8 protein-coding genes, 9 tRNA genes and 6 rRNA genes are annotated in these 20,906 nt (G+C 46.7%); all 23 read right to left on the bottom strand.

All coding sequences use genetic code 11. The features are described from left to right. Positions 1 to 3: 3 nt before the first annotated feature. Positions 4 to 693, bottom strand: coding sequence for a 2-C-methyl-D-erythritol 4-phosphate cytidylyltransferase (gene ispD, locus MHH54_RS00605; protein ID WP_003217158.1), 690 nt, complete (start codon positions 691 to 693; stop codon positions 4 to 6). Between the two features lie 13 nt (positions 694 to 706). After that, a complete protein-coding gene (locus MHH54_RS00600) occupies positions 707 to 1,807 on the bottom strand; it encodes a PIN/TRAM domain-containing protein (protein WP_003217214.1) in 1,101 nt (366 codons plus the stop codon). Between the two features lie 153 nt (positions 1,808 to 1,960). Further along, positions 1,961 to 3,040: a DNA integrity scanning diadenylate cyclase DisA gene (gene disA, locus MHH54_RS00595; protein ID WP_050945822.1), complete on the bottom strand. Its 1,080-nt coding sequence runs from the start codon at positions 3,038 to 3,040 to the stop codon at positions 1,961 to 1,963. A gap of 2 nt (positions 3,041 to 3,042) precedes the next feature. Beyond that, positions 3,043 to 4,422 (bottom strand): DNA repair protein RadA, encoded by a 1,380-nt coding sequence (radA, locus tag MHH54_RS00590; RefSeq protein ID WP_034620767.1) that lies wholly within the window; start codon positions 4,420 to 4,422, stop codon positions 3,043 to 3,045. A gap of 92 nt (positions 4,423 to 4,514) precedes the next feature. Beyond that, positions 4,515 to 6,950 carry an ATP-dependent protease ATP-binding subunit ClpC gene (gene clpC, locus MHH54_RS00585; RefSeq protein WP_003216969.1) on the bottom strand — a complete coding sequence of 812 codons (2,436 nt, stop codon included), beginning with the start codon at positions 6,948 to 6,950 and terminating at the stop codon, positions 4,515 to 4,517. After that, on the bottom strand, positions 6,947 to 8,038 hold the full coding sequence (locus tag MHH54_RS00580) for a protein arginine kinase (protein ID WP_003217181.1): 1,092 nt from the start codon (positions 8,036 to 8,038) through the stop codon (positions 6,947 to 6,949). The genes clpC and MHH54_RS00580 overlap by 4 nt, the downstream gene beginning before the upstream one ends. A 4-nt stretch (positions 8,039 to 8,042) precedes the next feature. Continuing rightward, positions 8,043 to 8,600, bottom strand: a complete 558-nt coding sequence (locus tag MHH54_RS00575) for a UvrB/UvrC motif-containing protein (protein ID WP_034620770.1) — start codon at positions 8,598 to 8,600, stop codon at positions 8,043 to 8,045. Positions 8,601 to 8,614: 14 nt separating this feature from the next. Further along, a complete protein-coding gene (locus MHH54_RS00570; RefSeq protein ID WP_003217184.1) occupies positions 8,615 to 9,079 on the bottom strand; it encodes a CtsR family transcriptional regulator in 465 nt (154 codons plus the stop codon). A 177-nt stretch (positions 9,080 to 9,256) separates the two neighbouring features. Next, positions 9,257 to 9,372, bottom strand: a 5S ribosomal RNA gene (rrf, locus tag MHH54_RS00565). A gap of 61 nt (positions 9,373 to 9,433) precedes the next feature. Beyond that, positions 9,434 to 12,364: ribosomal RNA gene (locus MHH54_RS00560) — 23S ribosomal RNA — on the bottom strand. Positions 12,365 to 12,546: 182 nt separating this feature from the next. Next, positions 12,547 to 14,095, bottom strand: a 16S ribosomal RNA gene (locus tag MHH54_RS00555). 127 nt (positions 14,096 to 14,222) lie between these two features. After that, positions 14,223 to 14,298: transfer RNA gene (locus MHH54_RS00550), tRNA-Ala, on the bottom strand. A gap of 8 nt (positions 14,299 to 14,306) precedes the next feature. Then, positions 14,307 to 14,383 (bottom strand) — tRNA-Pro (locus MHH54_RS00545). Positions 14,384 to 14,390: 7 nt separating this feature from the next. Then, a tRNA-Arg gene (locus MHH54_RS00540) sits at positions 14,391 to 14,467 on the bottom strand. Between the two features lie 11 nt (positions 14,468 to 14,478). Next, a tRNA-Leu gene (locus MHH54_RS00535) sits at positions 14,479 to 14,564 on the bottom strand. A gap of 12 nt (positions 14,565 to 14,576) precedes the next feature. Then, a tRNA-Gly gene (locus tag MHH54_RS00530) sits at positions 14,577 to 14,648 on the bottom strand. A gap of 30 nt (positions 14,649 to 14,678) precedes the next feature. Next, positions 14,679 to 14,761: transfer RNA gene (locus MHH54_RS00525), tRNA-Leu, on the bottom strand. Positions 14,762 to 14,769: 8 nt separating this feature from the next. Continuing rightward, positions 14,770 to 14,845, bottom strand: a tRNA-Lys gene (locus tag MHH54_RS00520). A 37-nt stretch (positions 14,846 to 14,882) separates the two neighbouring features. Further along, positions 14,883 to 14,958: transfer RNA gene (locus MHH54_RS00515), tRNA-Thr, on the bottom strand. A 33-nt stretch (positions 14,959 to 14,991) separates the two neighbouring features. Continuing rightward, a tRNA-Val gene (locus MHH54_RS00510) sits at positions 14,992 to 15,067 on the bottom strand. A 792-nt stretch (positions 15,068 to 15,859) separates the two neighbouring features. Next, positions 15,860 to 15,975, bottom strand: a 5S ribosomal RNA gene (gene rrf / locus MHH54_RS00505). A gap of 61 nt (positions 15,976 to 16,036) precedes the next feature. Further along, positions 16,037 to 18,967 (bottom strand): 23S ribosomal RNA (locus MHH54_RS00500). Positions 18,968 to 19,149: 182 nt separating this feature from the next. After that, positions 19,150 to 20,698, bottom strand: a 16S ribosomal RNA gene (locus tag MHH54_RS00495). Together the 16S, 23S and 5S rRNA genes with 9 tRNA genes alongside form the textbook arrangement of a ribosomal RNA operon. Positions 20,699 to 20,906: the final 208 nt, after the last annotated feature.

Below are 20,906 nucleotides of genomic sequence, written 5' to 3'. Positions count from 1 at the left end.
GATCTAGTACCCTCTTTCCGCATCCATAATTGCCTTGGCAACCAATAAATCATCCGGTGTCGTCAGCTTAATATTGGTGTAATCTCCTTGGACAATATACACATTTTCACCATGTAATTGCTCCACTAGACTGGCGTCGTCTGTTCCAAGGAAACCGGTCCGCTCTGCATATTCATGCGCCTCTTTTAAAATAGAATGACGAAAAGCTTGTGGGGTCTGGACTGCCCACAAGCTCTGACGTTCAATGGTTTGTTCCACTTTGCCTTCTTGAACGCGTTTGATTGTGTCTTTCACTGGTACCGCTACAACTGCGGAGCCTTTTTCAATCGCTGCTTTAACGAGCAAGTCAATCTGTGTATGCTTAATAAAAGGCCTTGCCCCATCATGAACAAGCACGATGTCCGCATCTTTCACAGCCTTTAATCCTTCGTATACACTTTGCTGACGTTCTTCACCGCCAGTGACAAGTGAAACAGGCGTTTGAAAAGCGTGTACCTTGAGTAGCCTTTCAAAGTCTTGACGCTCCTCCTCATTGATCGCTAGGATCATGCGTTTGCATTGAGCATGAGCGTCAAACACCTTTAGTGTATGAATAATGACCGGCATTCTTTTCAGCTCAATAAAAAGCTTATTGCGGCCGGCCTTCATTCGTTTCCCCTGCCCCGCAGCCGGAATAACTACTTCATAATACATGTTCGTTCTCCCTTTAGAGCGCCTTCTCCAGAAGTTTTGGCTTCGCAAAAATCATTCTTCCAGCAGCAGTCTGCAGCACACTTGTGACGAGCACATCGATGTCTTTTCCAATGTAATTGCGTCCTTCTTCGACCACAATCATCGTACCGTCATCTAAGTAAGCAACACCTTGGTTATGCTCTTTCCCATCTTTAATGACCTGTACCTTCATTTCTTCCCCAGGCAGCACAACCGGTTTCACCGCATTGGCTAGATCATTGATGTTTAACACTGCTACTTTTTGAAGTTCGCATACTTTATTTAAATTAAAATCATTTGTCACAACAACACCTGAAGTTAATTTAGCGAGCTTCACAAGCTTGCTATCAACCTCTTGAATGTCTTCAAAGTCACCTTCGTAAATTTCAACTTTGATATCTAATTCTTTTTGAATACGATTTAAAATATCAAGACCTCTTCGGCCTCTATTTCTCTTTAATACATCAGAAGAGTCTGCAATATGCTGTAATTCCTCGAGCACAAATTGAGGAATGACCATGACGCCTTCTAAGAATCCAGTTTGACAAATATCTGCGATTCTTCCATCAATGATAACACTTGTGTCTAAAATTTTCAGCTTTTTATCTTCTATTTCAGGTTCATCATCGGCTGCTCCTTTTTTCTTGGTGACCTTTGCAGATCGGGAGAACAGCCCCATCATTTCATCCTTCTTCTTAAAGCCTACCTGAAATCCAAGGTATCCTAAAAAGAAAGCCAGGAAAATCGGAATAATGGTACCAAAAATATGATATGGGATATTGTTTAGCGGGATCACGTTTACAATAAGATATGCTAGAATAAGTCCAAATACTAATCCGAAACTTCCAGAAATAAGATCAGGAAGAGGCGCTTTTAATAGAGAATCCTCGATCCATTTCACCCAATTAACCACATAGCCTGTGCACCATTTGCCGATGATAAAGAACACAGCGGCTCCTATTAGTGCTGAAGAGTAAGCATTTGTTATGAAAGGTATGTCCTTTACATTTAACAGCAGAAATAACTCTGGAATGATAAAAATCCCTACAACTGCACCAAAAATGATAAAAAACGCCTGAACGATTCTTTTTAACATACCTTCACCTCCTTTATTTTTCATCTGTCAATCCACCCTCACCTGACATTGATATATGTTTAAGTTTCCTATCATGATCAATAGAAAACAAAAGCATCCTTAATATACCCATATTCATCCATTTTTAACCGTGTTTAAGAAAAATTTCTCTTCTTACAGCTGCCGGTCGATATAATGTTTTTCTTGCAGCCTTTTTAATCCTTTTTTTATCTTTTTCGCTCTTACTTCTCCAATTCCTTCTACTTCATCCAAATCTTGTACATCCGCTTCCATAATTCGATCTAACACACCGAACGCTTCAACCACGTTTTCGACGATTGGCATAGGCAGTCTAGGGATTTTGTGAAGCAGTCTGTAACCTCTTGTGTACACATATTCGTCAATATTTGTAGAAACTGGATAGCCAAGTAACTTGTACAGAATGGAATCATCTAAAAGCTCAAAGCTCGACATATCTTGGAGCTGCTTAAGCAGAACATATGGATCTTTAATCTTTTCTTTCACGTAATCTTTAATAAATAAAGCCGCTTCCTGCTCCATATCTGTAATCAATTCATTGACTTGCAGACGGATCAAATGCCCTTCTGTTCCGAGCTCTTTGATATACATATTGATTTCATTTTTGATTCTGAGCACCATCTCGTAACGATGGAGCACGGATAATACATCACCAAAGGTCACAAGCTCTTCAAATTCTAGGGCACTTAGCGTAGAAATGGCGTGATCTAAAATGGTTTTATATTTCTCAAGTGTTTGTATCGCTTGGTTGGCCTTCGTTAAAATAAAGCCAATATCTTTCAGCGTATAACGACGATTCCCTTGGTATAAGGTAATGACGTTCCTCCGTTCAGATATCGCAATGATTAAGCAGCCTGTCTGCTTCGCTACACGTTCAGCTGTACGGTGCCTCATGCCTGTTTCCGATGAATGGATCGTTGCATCTGGCATGAGCTGTGTATTCGCATACAAGATCTTTTGACCAGAATCGCTTAAAATAATGGCCCCGTCCATCTTAGCCAATTCATATAAATGTGCTGGGGAGAAGGCAGAGTTAATATGAAACCCTCCATCTACAACACTCTTTACTTTGTCGTTATAACCAACAACAATAAGCCCGCCAGTATTTGCCCTCAGGACATTTTCAATCCCAGCCCGAAGAGGTGTCCCTGGTGCCACAAACTGTACGATATCTAAGAGATCGAGTTCTTTCGCTCCTTTTTTCTCTTTTTCCATTTCTATGATCCCCCTAGTGAAATTCGAAGTGCCTCCGCTACATTTTCTACACCGACTAACTCAATCCCTCTCGGCTTTTTCCATCCATCTATATTCGCCTGAGGAATAAACATTCGCTTAAATCCAAGTTTCGCAGCTTCCTGCACACGCTGTTCAATTCTTGATACTCTTCTGACTTCTCCCGTCAGACCGACCTCTCCTATAAAACAATCCGCTTGATGCGGCGCTGCGTCTTTAAAGCTTGATGCAATACTGACCGCAATGGCCAAGTCAATCGCCGGTTCGTCAAGCTTCACACCGCCTGCGACCTTTAAATACGCATCCTGGTTTTGCAGCAGCAGTCCGACACGTTTTTCTAAAACCGCCATGAGCAGTGACACTCGATTATGATCAAGACCAGTGGCCATTCTGCGCGGATTTCCGAAGCTTGTCGGTGAAATTAATGCTTGTATCTCGACAAGAACAGGTCTTGTTCCTTCCATTGAGGCAACAACACACGAACCAGATACACCTGCCGAACGTTCTTCTAAGAAAATTTCGGATGGGTTTAATACTTCCGTGAGCCCTTCCTCTCTCATTTCAAAAATCCCTAGTTCATTCGTCGAACCAAATCGATTTTTCACCGCACGCAAGATACGAAACGTATGATGACGCTCGCCTTCAAAATAAAGAACCGTGTCCACCATATGCTCTAAAAGGCGTGGACCTGCGATCGAGCCTTCTTTGGTCACGTGACCAACGATAAATATTGGAATCCCATTTGTCTTGGCAATTTTCATCAGCTGTGCTGTACATTCTCTCACTTGAGATACAGACCCAGGAGCTGACGTAATATCGCTTTGATAAACGGTTTGAATCGAATCCACCACGACAAAAGCGGGTTTCATCTCTTGTATAGCAGACGTTATATACTCCATATCGGTTTCAGCCAAAACATGTAAAGAGGTGCTTTTTATGCCAAGGCGGTCCGCTCTTAGCTTCGTTTGTTTAATGGACTCCTCACCAGATATGTATAATACATTCTGATTTTTGTCTGAGAGCTGTGCTGATACTTGTAATAATAATGTGGACTTCCCAATCCCAGGATCTCCGCCAATGAGAACAAGAGAGCCTTTGACAATTCCACTTCCTAATACTCGGTTAAATTCTTCTAAATTCGTTTTGATTCGGGGTTCATCAGATGTTTCAATTGCAGATATAGGTGAAGGTTTTTGAATGGTTTGAACAGAATGATTAAAAGCACTTCGACGGTTTGCCGGCTCTTTGCGAACGACCTCTTCTGTCATACTGTTCCACGTGCCGCAGCCTGGACATTTCCCCATCCATTTGGCTGACTCATAACCGCACGATTGGCATATAAATTTTGATTTTGTCTTAGCCATAGATTGAAGAATACAACTCCTTATACTGGTCAGAAATAAGTAAAGGGAGGCATACACCTGACTGGTATGCCTCACACTTTTTTCTTACTATATTAGTTCGTAGCAGCCGTCGTTTTTACGACAATTTCTCCATCTTCCACATCTAATACGATTTGTTGACCTTTTTCAATATTGCCCTTCAGAAGCTCCTCAGAAAGTCGATCTTCCACATGCTTTTGAATCGCTCTTCTTAACGGACGCGCACCGTACTCAAGGTCTACACCTTCGTCGGCAATCTTCGCTTTTGCTGCTTCTGTCAATTCGATTGAAAGGTCTTGTTCTTTTAATCGTTTCGTCAATTGATCAGACATGAGAGACACGATCTCTTTTAGATGTTTCTTTTCAAGAGAATGGAAGACAATGATTTCATCAATACGGTTGATGAATTCTGGTCTAAACGCACGTTTCAACTCGCCCATCACTTTGCCTTTCATATCCTTGTAATTTTGACCTTCATCCTGCACATTAAAGCCAACATATTTATTTCGCTTCAGTTCACTAGCTCCAACGTTGGATGTCATGATTAAAATCGTGTTTCTAAAGTCAACAGTACGCCCTTTAGAATCAGTCAGACGACCATCCTCTAACACTTGCAGTAAGATGTTGAATACATCTGGATGCGCCTTTTCAATCTCATCTAAAAGCACAACAGAATAAGGTTTTCTTCTCACTTTTTCAGTCAGTTGTCCGCCTTCTTCATAGCCAACATAGCCTGGAGGTGACCCAACAAGTCTAGATGTAGAGTGTTTTTCCATGTATTCAGACATATCGATACGAATCATCGCTTCTTCATCACCGAAAATAGACTCTGCGAGTGCTCTTGCAAGCTCCGTTTTACCAACTCCTGTTGGGCCTAAGAAGATAAATGAGCCGATTGGACGTTTTGGATCTTTTAAGCCAGCACGCGCACGTCTCACAGCTTTTGCTACAGCGACAACTGCTTCATCCTGCCCAATTACACGAGAATGGAGTAATTGTTCCATATTTAGAAGCTTATCTGTTTCGGTTTGGGCAATTTTTGAAACAGGCACTCCCGTCCAGCTAGAGACAACCATTGCGATATCATCCACTGATACCTCTGAATTCTCCTGACCTTGCTTTTCTTTCCAAGATTTCTTTGTGACTTCTACTTTTTCACGCAAACGCTGCTCTGTATCGCGAAGAGAAGCTGCTTTTTCAAATTCCTGACTTTGAACAGCCGCATCCTTTTCCTTGCGTACTTCATCTAGCTTTTGCTCTAGTTCTTTTAGGTTAGGCGGTGTTGTGAAAGAACGTAAGCGGACTTTCGACCCTGCCTCATCAATTAAATCAATCGCCTTATCTGGAAGGAAACGATCAGATATATAACGGTCAGATAACTTCACCGCCGCCTCAATCGCTTCATCTGTAATGGACACACGGTGATGTGCCTCATAACGATCTCTAAGTCCTCTTAAAATTTGAATACTTTCATCAACAGATGGCTGATCTACTTGAATTGGCTGGAAACGTCGTTCAAGCGCAGCATCCTTTTCAATATATTTACGGTACTCATCTAACGTTGTCGCCCCAATACATTGAAGCTCTCCACGTGCTAAGGATGGTTTGAGAATATTAGATGCGTCAATCGCACCCTCTGCTCCACCAGCACCAATCAATGTATGAAGCTCATCAATGAAGAGAATGATATTTCCTGCCTGACGAATTTCGTCCATGACTTTTTTCAAGCGATCCTCAAATTCACCACGATATTTCGTTCCCGCTACAACAGTTCCCATATCAAGCGTCATCACTCGTTTATCGCGCAGGATTTCAGGCACTTCATTATGAATAATTTGCTGTGCCAGACCTTCAGCAATGGCTGTTTTACCAACACCAGGCTCACCAATCAGCACAGGGTTATTCTTTGTTCTTCTGCTTAAAACCTCGATGACACGCTGAATTTCTTTGCTTCGTCCAATAACAGGGTCCAAGCTATCTTCTTTCGCAATCGCTGTTAAATCTCTTGCCAAGCTATCTAATGTTGGTGTATTTGCATTGCTGTTAGAGCCAGCGGCAGATGCACCTGTTTCATTGCTGCCAAGCAGCTGCAGGACTTGCTGACGTGCTTTATTTAAGCTCACTCCGAGGTTATTTAACACGCGGGCAGCTACACCCTCTCCCTCGCGAATAAGACCTAATAGAATATGTTCTGTCCCTACATAGGAATGACCTAGCTTTCTTGCTTCATCCATTGAAAGCTCAGTGACCTTCTTCGCTCTAGGCGTATAATGAGGAATAGCTTGAGACACCTCTTGCCCTCTTCCAATCAAGCTTTCGACTTCTTTTTGGATTTTATCTGAAACAAGGCCCAGTGCTTCTAACGCTTTTGCGGCGATGCCCTCACCCTCACGAACTAGACCAAGTAAAATGTGTTCAGTACCAATGTTCTTATGGCCTAGGCGAATGGCTTCTTCTTGTGCAAGTGCTAATACCTTTTGAGCTCTTTCAGTGAATCTTCCAAACATCATATCGTTTCATCCTCCTGTCCATTCCTATGCATTTCTAAACGCAGCCTTTCTCTAATAATCGCTGCTCGTTTTATATCTCGTTCATTTGGCTCCAGAGCTCCTCCTGAATATTGTTGAAGAAAGCCAGGCTGTGTCAAAATCATGAGTTCATTCAGTATATTACTTGAAAGCCCCTTAATGATACCTAAATCAATTCCAAGGCGCACATCTGACAAACACTTTGCTGTTTCCTTTGATTCAATCATACGACAATTGGACAAAATCCCTAACGAACGGTACACTCTGTCCTCAAGTTCAATTTTAGATGTTTGATATAACGCTTTTCGTGCAGATCGCTCTTGTTCAATGAGCTGAGCGGTCACACTATTTAAATCATCTACAATGTCTTCTTCTGATTGACCAAGTGTCATTTGATTTGAAATTTGAAAGATGTTCCCTATTGCTTCGCTGCCTTCACCATAAATTCCTCTGACTACAAGACCTAATTGATTAATCGCCGGAATAATCCGATTCATTTGTCTTGTGAGGGCTAAAGCTGGTAAATGCATCATGACCGAAGCCCTAATACCTGTACCTACATTGGTTGGACAGCTCGTTAAGTATCCTCGCTTTTCAGAAAACGCATAATCCACTTGCTCTTCAATCCAGTCATCTATCTGGTTAGCCGCTTTCAGTGCATTGGCTAGTTGGAATCCTGGAAATAAGCATTGGATCCGAATATGGTCTTCTTCATTCAGCATCACACTGATTTCTTCATTTTCAGAAAGCAAACAACCGCCAAATCTTGATTCTGCTAAGTTTGGGCTAATCAAATGCTTTTCAACAAGTACCCTCTTTGCTAAAGGCTGTGTTTCATTCATTCGAATTAGAACAAAGTTTCCGATGTCCTTCACTTCCTGGCTAGCAAACTTTTGCTCGAATTGCTGGAGAACAGCTTCAGCCTCTTCCTGAGAAAACTGAGTTGGGAAACGAACATGCTCTAGATTGCGCGCTAGCCTGATTCGACTGCTTAGAACAATGTCACTTTCTGGTCCTTTTTGTTTCATCCATTGACTTAAAGCGTCTTGAATAAAATGCTGGAGCGACATGTTGTTAATCTCCCTCCCTCTGCTGAGATTGCTCATGCTCTAATGCACGAATTTGATCTCGAACTTCCGCTGCTTTTTCAAACTCTTCTTGTTCAATTAACTGCTTTAGCTCTTGCTGCATCAACTCAAGTTTCCGACGCACATGAAGACTACCGGCAATCCGTTTAGGCACTTTTCCATGATGGACTGTATTTCCACTATGGACTTTCCGTAAAACAGGGTTTAGATACTGATCAAATGAACGATAGCATTCTGCACAGCCAAAACGGCCTGTTTTTCTGAATTGTTGAAAGGTTAAGCCACATTTAGGACATTGATCCACTTCTCTCGCTTCTTGAAAAATGGATGATCCCTTATTCGCACTTGTGGTAAAGCTAGGATCAATATTCAGTAAGCCTGATAATAGGTTGTGAATCGAGAAACCTTGGTTTCCACTCATAGCATATGAATCACTGTTTTCTTTTGCACATTGTTCACATATGTGCATTTCCTGTTTTTCTCCATTTATAACTTTCGTAAAGTGAAAAGTGGCTGGTCTCTCATTGCATTCTTGACAAATCAATCTTTTCACCCGCTTTACTTTAATTTCAAAGCATTTAACATCGCTTTCATCATCCGAGCCCGCAATTCATCCCGTTCAGGTAAATCAATGTGCAAAACAGAACGGTCCATGACACTGATCATCATCTTTGCTTCTCTTTCAGATAAAATGTTATTTTCGACAAGACGCATGATGATATGATCAGAGGCAGCCTGTGATAAACGATGATATATTTGGGAAATAATATTGTTCAATAAGTCGACTTCATCATTCATTTTGACTTTAATGATGCGGATATAGCCACCGCCGCCACGCTTACTTTCAACGATATAGCCTCTCTCGCTCGTAAAGCGTGTATTGATAACATAGTTAATTTGTGAAGGTACGCATTGAAACTTATCTGCAATTTCATTGCGCTTAATTTCTAATATTTCTCGACCATTCTGATCCAAGACTTCTTTCAAATACTGCTCGATGATATCAGAAATATTTTGTGCCACTCCGCCTCCTCCTCCATTGACTTTGACTATATTTGACTTTAATCTTACTATAAATTTTTTCGGTCGATTTTTCAAGATAATCGCTCAACTAAGAATATTATTTCCACATTTATATGGTGTCAAACCTCTCAAAAACACAAAAAAGACCAGTTCCGTATGGAACTGATCCTTATACAAGCTTGGCGGCGTCCTACTCTCACAGGGGGAGACCCCCAACTACCATCGGCGCTGAAGAGCTTAACTTCCGTGTTCGGTATGGGAACGGGTGTGACCTCTTCGCTATCGCCACCAAACCTGATGGAGAGAATGTTCTCTCAAAACTAGATAACAATGTTCAAGCTTCACATTAGAATATAGGTTAAGTCCTCGATCTATTAGTATCTGTCAGCTCCACGTGTCACCACGCTTCCACCTCAGACCTATCAACCTGATCATCTTTCAGGGATCTTACTTCCTTGCGGAATGGGAAATCTCATCTTGAGGGGGGCTTCATGCTTAGATGCTTTCAGCACTTATCCCGTCCGCACATAGCTACCCAGCGATGCCCTTGGCAGAACAACTGGTACACCAGCGGTGCGTCCATCCCGGTCCTCTCGTACTAAGGACAGCTCCTCTCAAATTTCCTGCGCCCGCGACGGATAGGGACCGAACTGTCTCACGACGTTCTGAACCCAGCTCGCGTACCGCTTTAATGGGCGAACAGCCCAACCCTTGGGACCGACTACAGCCCCAGGATGCGATGAGCCGACATCGAGGTGCCAAACCTCCCCGTCGATGTGGACTCTTGGGGGAGATAAGCCTGTTATCCCCGGGGTAGCTTTTATCCGTTGAGCGATGGCCCTTCCATGCGGAACCACCGGATCACTAAGCCCGACTTTCGTCCCTGCTCGACTTGTAGGTCTCGCAGTCAAGCTCCCTTGTGCCTTTACACTCTGCGAATGATTTCCAACCATTCTGAGGGAACCTTTGGGCGCCTCCGTTACATTTTAGGAGGCGACCGCCCCAGTCAAACTGCCCACCTGACACTGTCTCCCTGCCCGATAAGGGCAGCGGGTTAGAAGGTCAATACAGCCAGGGTAGTATCCCACCGATGCCTCCACCGAAGCTAGCGCTCCGGTTTCCAAGGCTCCTACCTATCCTGTACAAGCTGTACCAACATTCAATATCAGGCTGCAGTAAAGCTCCACGGGGTCTTTCCGTCCTGTCGCGGGTAACCTGCATCTTCACAGGTACTATAATTTCACCGAGTCTCTCGTTGAGACAGTGCCCAGATCGTTGCGCCTTTCGTGCGGGTCGGAACTTACCCGACAAGGAATTTCGCTACCTTAGGACCGTTATAGTTACGGCCGCCGTTTACTGGGGCTTCAATTCGCACCTTCGCTTACGCTAAGCGCTCCTCTTAACCTTCCAGCACCGGGCAGGCGTCAGCCCCTATACTTCGCCTTACGGCTTCGCAGAGACCTGTGTTTTTGCTAAACAGTCGCCTGGGCCTATTCACTGCGGCTTCTCGGGGCTTTAACACCCTAAGAAGCACCCCTTCTCCCGAAGTTACGGGGTCATTTTGCCGAGTTCCTTAACGAGAGTTCTCTCGATCACCTTAGGATTCTCTCCTCGCCTACCTGTGTCGGTTTGCGGTACGGGCACCTCTCACCTCGCTAGAGGCTTTTCTTGGCAGTGTGGAATCAGGAACTTCGCTACTAAATTTCGCTCGCCATCACAGCTCAGCCTTCACGGGAAACGGATTTGCCTATTTCCCAGCCTAACTGCTTGGACGCGGATATCCAATACCGCGCTTACCCTATCCTCCTGCGTCCCCCCATTGCTCAAATGGTGAGGAGGTGGTACAGGAATATCAACCTGTTGTCCATCGCCTACGCCTTTCGGCCTCGGCTTAGGTCCCGACTAACCCTGAGCGGACGAGCCTTCCTCAGGAAACCTTAGGCATTCGGTGGACGGGATTCTCACCCGTCTTTCGCTACTCATACCGGCATTCTCACTTCTAAGCGCTCCACCAGTCCTTCCGGTCTGACTTCACAGCACTTAGAACGCTCTCCTACCACTGTTCGTAAGAACAGTCCGCAGCTTCGGTGATACGTTTAGCCCCGGTACATTTTCGGCGCAGAGTCACTCGACCAGTGAGCTATTACGCACTCTTTAAATGGTGGCTGCTTCTAAGCCAACATCCTGGTTGTCTAAGCAACTCCACATCCTTTTCCACTTAACGTATACTTTGGGACCTTAGCTGGCGGTCTGGGCTGTTTCCCTTTCGACTACGGATCTTATCACTCGCAGTCTGACTCCCAAGGATAAGTCATCGGCATTCGGAGTTTGACTGAATTCGGTAACCCGGTAGGGGCCCCTAGTCCAATCAGTGCTCTACCTCCGAGACTCTTACCTTGAGGCTAGCCCTAAAGCTATTTCGGAGAGAACCAGCTATCTCCAGGTTCGATTGGCATTTCACCCCTACCCACACCTCATCCCCGCACTTTTCAACGTGCGTGGGTTCGGGCCTCCATTCAGTGTTACCTGAACTTCACCCTGGACATGGGTAGATCACCTGGTTTCGGGTCTACGACCACGTACTCATGCGCCCTATTCAGACTCGCTTTCGCTGCGGCTCCGCATCTTCTGCTTAACCTTGCACGGGATCGTAACTCGCCGGTTCATTCTACAAAAGGCACGCCATCACCCTTTAACGGGCTCTGACTACTTGTAGGCACACGGTTTCAGGATCTATTTCACTCCCCTTCCGGGGTGCTTTTCACCTTTCCCTCACGGTACTGGTTCACTATCGGTCACTAGGGAGTATTTAGCCTTGGGAGATGGTCCTCCCGGATTCCGACGGAATTTCACGTGTTCCGCCGTACTCAGGATCCACTCTGGAGAGAACAACATTTCAGTTACAGGGCTGTTACCTTCTTTGGCGGGCCTTTCCAGACCTCTTCGCTTATATCGTTCCTTTGTAACTCCGTATAGAGTGTCCTACAACCCCAAGAGGCAAGCCTCTTGGTTTGGGCTGTTCCCGTTTCGCTCGCCGCTACTCAGGGAATCGCATTTGCTTTCTCTTCCTCCGGGTACTTAGATGTTTCAGTTCCCCGGGTATGCCTTCTCATACTCTATGTATTCAAGTATGGATACTACTCCATTACGAGCAGTGGGTTTCCCCATTCGGAAATCTCCGGATCAAAGCTTGCTTACAGCTCCCCGAAGCATATCGGTGTTCGTCCCGTCCTTCATCGGCTCCTAGTGCCAAGGCATCCACCGTGCGCCCTTTCTAACTTAACCATTTCTTACTTTAGAAAGAATCACTATGTGTGATGAACTTTGCATTGCATTCAATGTGAATGTATTACTTATTGTTATCTAGTTTTCAAAGAACAATCCTGTCTCGCTAGAGACATGTCTTGAAGGAATGATCCTTCAAAACTAAACAAGACGAAAACGCACGCTGCTCCATATATCCTTAGAAAGGAGGTGATCCAGCCGCACCTTCCGATACGGCTACCTTGTTACGACTTCACCCCAATCATCTGCCCCACCTTCGGCGGCTGGCTCCATAAAGGTTACCTCACCGACTTCGGGTGTTGCAAACTCTCGTGGTGTGACGGGCGGTGTGTACAAGGCCCGGGAACGTATTCACCGCGGCATGCTGATCCGCGATTACTAGCGATTCCAGCTTCACGCAGTCGAGTTGCAGACTGCGATCCGAACTGAGAACAGATTTATGGGATTGGCTAAACCTTGCGGTCTCGCAGCCCTTTGTTCTGTCCATTGTAGCACGTGTGTAGCCCAGGTCATAAGGGGCATGATGATTTGACGTCATCCCCACCTTCCTCCGGTTTGTCACCGGCAGTCACCTTAGAGTGCCCAACTAAATGCTGGCAACTAAGATCAAGGGTTGCGCTCGTTGCGGGACTTAACCCAACATCTCACGACACGAGCTGACGACAACCATGCACCACCTGTCACTCTGTCCCCGAAGGGAAAGCCCTATCTCTAGGGTTGTCAGAGGATGTCAAGACCTGGTAAGGTTCTTCGCGTTGCTTCGAATTAAACCACATGCTCCACCGCTTGTGCGGGCCCCCGTCAATTCCTTTGAGTTTCAGTCTTGCGACCGTACTCCCCAGGCGGAGTGCTTAATGCGTTAGCTGCAGCACTAAGGGGCGGAAACCCCCTAACACTTAGCACTCATCGTTTACGGCGTGGACTACCAGGGTATCTAATCCTGTTCGCTCCCCACGCTTTCGCTCCTCAGCGTCAGTTACAGACCAGAGAGTCGCCTTCGCCACTGGTGTTCCTCCACATCTCTACGCATTTCACCGCTACACGTGGAATTCCACTCTCCTCTTCTGCACTCAAGTTTCCCAGTTTCCAATGACCCTCCCCGGTTGAGCCGGGGGCTTTCACATCAGACTTAAGAAACCGCCTGCGAGCCCTTTACGCCCAATAATTCCGGACAACGCTTGCCACCTACGTATTACCGCGGCTGCTGGCACGTAGTTAGCCGTGGCTTTCTGGTTAGGTACCGTCAAGGTGCGAGCAGTTACTCTCGCACTTGTTCTTCCCTAACAACAGAGCTTTACGATCCGAAAACCTTCATCACTCACGCGGCGTTGCTCCGTCAGACTTTCGTCCATTGCGGAAGATTCCCTACTGCTGCCTCCCGTAGGAGTCTGGGCCGTGTCTCAGTCCCAGTGTGGCCGATCACCCTCTCAGGTCGGCTACGCATCGTCGCCTTGGTGAGCCATTACCCCACCAACTAGCTAATGCGCCGCGGGTCCATCTGTAAGTGACAGCCGAAACCGTCTTTCATCCTTGAACCATGCGGTTCAAGGAACTATCCGGTATTAGCTCCGGTTTCCCGGAGTTATCCCAGTCTTACAGGCAGGTTACCCACGTGTTACTCACCCGTCCGCCGCTAACATCCGGGAGCAAGCTCCCTTCTGTTCGCTCGACTTGCATGTATTAGGCACGCCGCCAGCGTTCGTCCTGAGCCAGGATCAAACTCTCCGAAAAAGTACAAAACCGAAGTTTTGTTTTTCGTCAGTGTTTGACTGACTACCTATGATATAACATAGGATTTTTTTATAAAAACTCGAATTAACAGGTACGTTTTGTCTTGTTTAGTTTTCAAAGATCATATTGGTGGAGCCTAGCGGGATCGAACCGCTGACCTCCTGCGTGCAAGGCAGGCGCTCTCCCAGCTGAGCTAAGGCCCCATAAAAGATGGTCGGGAAGACAGGATTCGAACCTGCGACCCCTTGGTCCCAAACCAAGTGCTCTACCAAGCTGAGCTACTTCCCGATCTTAATGGCGCGCCCGAGAGGAGTCGAACCCCTAACCTTTTGATCCGTAGTCAAACGCTCTATCCAATTGAGCTACGGGCGCTTATTTTATAATGCCGAGGGCCGGACTTGAACCGGCACGGTAGTCACCTACCGCAGGATTTTAAGTCCTGTGTGTCTGCCAATTCCACCACCCCGGCGTGGATGGTATAAGCGGAAGACGGGATTCGAACCCGCGACCCCCACCTTGGCAAGGTGGTGTTCTACCACTGAACTACTTCCGCATTACAGGATTTCTTTATTTTATTTGGCAATGCGGGTGAAGGGACTTGAACCCCCACGTCATAAAGACACTAGATCCTAAGTCTAGCGCGTCTGCCAATTCCGCCACACCCGCATGAAACATGGTGAGCCATGAAGGACTCGAACCTTCGACCCTCTGATTAAAAGTCAGATGCTCTACCAACTGAGCTAATGGCTCGCTTTAAAAGCGATTTGTCTATCTTACCATATGAAACTGGTGCCGGCAAGAGGACTTGAACCCCCAACCTACTGATTACAAGTCAGTTGCTCTACCAGTTGAGCTACACCGGCTTTATCTATCCTAACATTATGTAAGAATAAATATGGTGGAGGATGACGGGCTCGAACCGCCGACCCTCTGCTTGTAAGGCAGATGCTCTCCCAGCTGAGCTAATCCTCCATATTGTGTTGTCATTTCGAATGTCTCTCGATCCGACAAGTAGTATTATATAACGATAAGATATTGTTTGTAAAGACTTTTTTAAAATAATTTTTGAATTTATTTTAACGTTGTTTTTTTCATCTTTTCGTTAAGGCACCTAAAGAAGTTTACCACTTGTCTCATCATTTTAAAAGTCTTTTTTTCATTTTTTTATGTTTTTTTGTTAAAAAGCGCTCTAATAAAGCTTTATTGGTGTGAAATGACCCTTTTCATGTTTTTTATATGCTTGTTTTCTTCAATATATCTTCTCATACAAATCATCTAGAGAAGGGATTCTTTTATTATTTTATTTTTCTGAGAAATCATTTTCGTGTAAAAATATTCGTAAATGATGCTGTTCTTTACCATCTTCAATATTAAAGTGTTACTTGCTTAACAAGTTAGTTATTGATTCTTTCTTGTTCTTACTTAGAGCGGGTGAAAAAATTAATTGAAGGTGCTCTATGTTCTTTGGCAATACTCAGTTATCTAGTGTGTCTCTAAACAGCCCTCTGTATCTGGTTGCCAAAGAAAATTCTTATTGGCTGCTTTCTATTCTTTTGATCTTCAACCTATACGAATTGAACGACCGATCCACACAACAGCTGCGTTGTTCAATGAGAATACATGAAAGTGAGACGAACGGAAGGATTAATTGATCGATGAGGCTTACTACGTCATCACTTCTCACTTTACAAAGCGATTTAATAGAAGTAAGTTTTTCAAAAACACAAAAAAGACCAGTTCCGTATGGAACTGATCCTTATACAAGCTTGGCGGCGTCCTACTCTCACAGGGGGAGACCCCCAACTACCATCGGCGCTGAAGAGCTTAACTTCCGTGTTCGGTATGGGAACGGGTGTGACCTCTTCGCTATCGCCACCAAACCTGATGGAGAGAATGTTCTCTCAAAACTAGATAACAATGTTCAAGCTTCACATTAGAATATAGGTTAAGTCCTCGATCTATTAGTATCTGTCAGCTCCACGTGTCACCACGCTTCCACCTCAGACCTATCAACCTGATCATCTTTCAGGGATCTTACTTCCTTGCGGAATGGGAAATCTCATCTTGAGGGGGGCTTCATGCTTAGATGCTTTCAGCACTTATCCCGTCCGCACATAGCTACCCAGCGATGCCCTTGGCAGAACAACTGGTACACCAGCGGTGCGTCCATCCCGGTCCTCTCGTACTAAGGACAGCTCCTCTCAAATTTCCTGCGCCCGCGACGGATAGGGACCGAACTGTCTCACGACGTTCTGAACCCAGCTCGCGTACCGCTTTAATGGGCGAACAGCCCAACCCTTGGGACCGACTACAGCCCCAGGATGCGATGAGCCGACATCGAGGTGCCAAACCTCCCCGTCGATGTGGACTCTTGGGGGAGATAAGCCTGTTATCCCCGGGGTAGCTTTTATCCGTTGAGCGATGGCCCTTCCATGCGGAACCACCGGATCACTAAGCCCGACTTTCGTCCCTGCTCGACTTGTAGGTCTCGCAGTCAAGCTCCCTTGTGCCTTTACACTCTGCGAATGATTTCCAACCATTCTGAGGGAACCTTTGGGCGCCTCCGTTACATTTTAGGAGGCGACCGCCCCAGTCAAACTGCCCACCTGACACTGTCTCCCTGCCCGATAAGGGCAGCGGGTTAGAAGGTCAATACAGCCAGGGTAGTATCCCACCGATGCCTCCACCGAAGCTAGCGCTCCGGTTTCCAAGGCTCCTACCTATCCTGTACAAGCTGTACCAACATTCAATATCAGGCTGCAGTAAAGCTCCACGGGGTCTTTCCGTCCTGTCGCGGGTAACCTGCATCTTCACAGGTACTATAATTTCACCGAGTCTCTCGTTGAGACAGTGCCCAGATCGTTGCGCCTTTCGTGCGGGTCGGAACTTACCCGACAAGGAATTTCGCTACCTTAGGACCGTTATAGTTACGGCCGCCGTTTACTGGGGCTTCAATTCGCACCTTCGCTTACGCTAAGCGCTCCTCTTAACCTTCCAGCACCGGGCAGGCGTCAGCCCCTATACTTCGCCTTACGGCTTCGCAGAGACCTGTGTTTTTGCTAAACAGTCGCCTGGGCCTATTCACTGCGGCTTCTCGGGGCTTTAACACCCTAAGAAGCACCCCTTCTCCCGAAGTTACGGGGTCATTTTGCCGAGTTCCTTAACGAGAGTTCTCTCGATCACCTTAGGATTCTCTCCTCGCCTACCTGTGTCGGTTTGCGGTACGGGCACCTCTCACCTCGCTAGAGGCTTTTCTTGGCAGTGTGGAATCAGGAACTTCGCTACTAAATTTCGCTCGCCATCACAGCTCAGCCTTCACGGGAAACGGATTTGCCTATTTCCCAGCCTAACTGCTTGGACGCGGATATCCAATACCGCGCTTACCCTATCCTCCTGCGTCCCCCCATTGCTCAAATGGTGAGGAGGTGGTACAGGAATATCAACCTGTTGTCCATCGCCTACGCCTTTCGGCCTCGGCTTAGGTCCCGACTAACCCTGAGCGGACGAGCCTTCCTCAGGAAACCTTAGGCATTCGGTGGACGGGATTCTCACCCGTCTTTCGCTACTCATACCGGCATTCTCACTTCTAAGCGCTCCACCAGTCCTTCCGGTCTGACTTCACAGCACTTAGAACGCTCTCCTACCACTGTTCGTAAGAACAGTCCGCAGCTTCGGTGATACGTTTAGCCCCGGTACATTTTCGGCGCAGAGTCACTCGACCAGTGAGCTATTACGCACTCTTTAAATGGTGGCTGCTTCTAAGCCAACATCCTGGTTGTCTAAGCAACTCCACATCCTTTTCCACTTAACGTATACTTTGGGACCTTAGCTGGCGGTCTGGGCTGTTTCCCTTTCGACTACGGATCTTATCACTCGCAGTCTGACTCCCAAGGATAAGTCATCGGCATTCGGAGTTTGACTGAATTCGGTAACCCGGTAGGGGCCCCTAGTCCAATCAGTGCTCTACCTCCGAGACTCTTACCTTGAGGCTAGCCCTAAAGCTATTTCGGAGAGAACCAGCTATCTCCAGGTTCGATTGGCATTTCACCCCTACCCACACCTCATCCCCGCACTTTTCAACGTGCGTGGGTTCGGGCCTCCATTCAGTGTTACCTGAACTTCACCCTGGACATGGGTAGATCACCTGGTTTCGGGTCTACGACCACGTACTCATGCGCCCTATTCAGACTCGCTTTCGCTGCGGCTCCGCATCTTCTGCTTAACCTTGCACGGGATCGTAACTCGCCGGTTCATTCTACAAAAGGCACGCCATCACCCTTTAACGGGCTCTGACTACTTGTAGGCACACGGTTTCAGGATCTATTTCACTCCCCTTCCGGGGTGCTTTTCACCTTTCCCTCACGGTACTGGTTCACTATCGGTCACTAGGGAGTATTTAGCCTTGGGAGATGGTCCTCCCGGATTCCGACGGAATTTCACGTGTTCCGCCGTACTCAGGATCCACTCTGGAGAGAACAACATTTCAGTTACAGGGCTGTTACCTTCTTTGGCGGGCCTTTCCAGACCTCTTCGCTTATATCGTTCCTTTGTAACTCCGTATAGAGTGTCCTACAACCCCAAGAGGCAAGCCTCTTGGTTTGGGCTGTTCCCGTTTCGCTCGCCGCTACTCAGGGAATCGCATTTGCTTTCTCTTCCTCCGGGTACTTAGATGTTTCAGTTCCCCGGGTATGCCTTCTCATACTCTATGTATTCAAGTATGGATACTACTCCATTACGAGCAGTGGGTTTCCCCATTCGGAAATCTCCGGATCAAAGCTTGCTTACAGCTCCCCGAAGCATATCGGTGTTCGTCCCGTCCTTCATCGGCTCCTAGTGCCAAGGCATCCACCGTGCGCCCTTTCTAACTTAACCATTTCTTACTTTAGAAAGAATCACTATGTGTGATGAACTTTGCATTGCATTCAATGTGAATGTATTACTTATTGTTATCTAGTTTTCAAAGAACAATCCTGTCTCGCTAGAGACATGTCTTGAAGGAATGATCCTTCAAAACTAAACAAGACGAAAACGCACGCTGCTCCATATATCCTTAGAAAGGAGGTGATCCAGCCGCACCTTCCGATACGGCTACCTTGTTACGACTTCACCCCAATCATCTGCCCCACCTTCGGCGGCTGGCTCCATAAAGGTTACCTCACCGACTTCGGGTGTTGCAAACTCTCGTGGTGTGACGGGCGGTGTGTACAAGGCCCGGGAACGTATTCACCGCGGCATGCTGATCCGCGATTACTAGCGATTCCAGCTTCACGCAGTCGAGTTGCAGACTGCGATCCGAACTGAGAACAGATTTATGGGATTGGCTAAACCTTGCGGTCTCGCAGCCCTTTGTTCTGTCCATTGTAGCACGTGTGTAGCCCAGGTCATAAGGGGCATGATGATTTGACGTCATCCCCACCTTCCTCCGGTTTGTCACCGGCAGTCACCTTAGAGTGCCCAACTAAATGCTGGCAACTAAGATCAAGGGTTGCGCTCGTTGCGGGACTTAACCCAACATCTCACGACACGAGCTGACGACAACCATGCACCACCTGTCACTCTGTCCCCGAAGGGAAAGCCCTATCTCTAGGGTTGTCAGAGGATGTCAAGACCTGGTAAGGTTCTTCGCGTTGCTTCGAATTAAACCACATGCTCCACCGCTTGTGCGGGCCCCCGTCAATTCCTTTGAGTTTCAGTCTTGCGACCGTACTCCCCAGGCGGAGTGCTTAATGCGTTAGCTGCAGCACTAAGGGGCGGAAACCCCCTAACACTTAGCACTCATCGTTTACGGCGTGGACTACCAGGGTATCTAATCCTGTTCGCTCCCCACGCTTTCGCTCCTCAGCGTCAGTTACAGACCAGAGAGTCGCCTTCGCCACTGGTGTTCCTCCACATCTCTACGCATTTCACCGCTACACGTGGAATTCCACTCTCCTCTTCTGCACTCAAGTTTCCCAGTTTCCAATGACCCTCCCCGGTTGAGCCGGGGGCTTTCACATCAGACTTAAGAAACCGCCTGCGAGCCCTTTACGCCCAATAATTCCGGACAACGCTTGCCACCTACGTATTACCGCGGCTGCTGGCACGTAGTTAGCCGTGGCTTTCTGGTTAGGTACCGTCAAGGTGCGAGCAGTTACTCTCGCACTTGTTCTTCCCTAACAACAGAGCTTTACGATCCGAAAACCTTCATCACTCACGCGGCGTTGCTCCGTCAGACTTTCGTCCATTGCGGAAGATTCCCTACTGCTGCCTCCCGTAGGAGTCTGGGCCGTGTCTCAGTCCCAGTGTGGCCGATCACCCTCTCAGGTCGGCTACGCATCGTCGCCTTGGTGAGCCATTACCCCACCAACTAGCTAATGCGCCGCGGGTCCATCTGTAAGTGACAGCCGAAACCGTCTTTCATCCTTGAACCATGCGGTTCAAGGAACTATCCGGTATTAGCTCCGGTTTCCCGGAGTTATCCCAGTCTTACAGGCAGGTTACCCACGTGTTACTCACCCGTCCGCCGCTAACATCCGGGAGCAAGCTCCCTTCTGTCCGCTCGACTTGCATGTATTAGGCACGCCGCCAGCGTTCGTCCTGAGCCAGGATCAAACTCTCCGAAAAAGTACAAAACCGAAGTTTTGTTTTTCGTCAGTGTTTGACTGACTACCTATGATATAACATAGGATTTTTTATAAAAACTCGAATTAACAGGTACGTTTTGTCTTGTTTAGTTTTCAAAGATCATTTTCGTTATCGCTCGTAAGCGACTTTAATATCTTAACATTTCGTATTGGTTAAAGTCAAGAAGTTTTTTCAATTTCTTTTTTTA

This window comes from Bacillus sp. FSL K6-4563, from assembly GCF_038630405.1.
GTDB classification, from domain to species: Bacteria; Bacillota; Bacilli; order Bacillales; family Bacillaceae; genus Bacillus; species Bacillus pumilus.
This window is presented reverse-complemented; position numbering and strand designations above follow the sequence as displayed.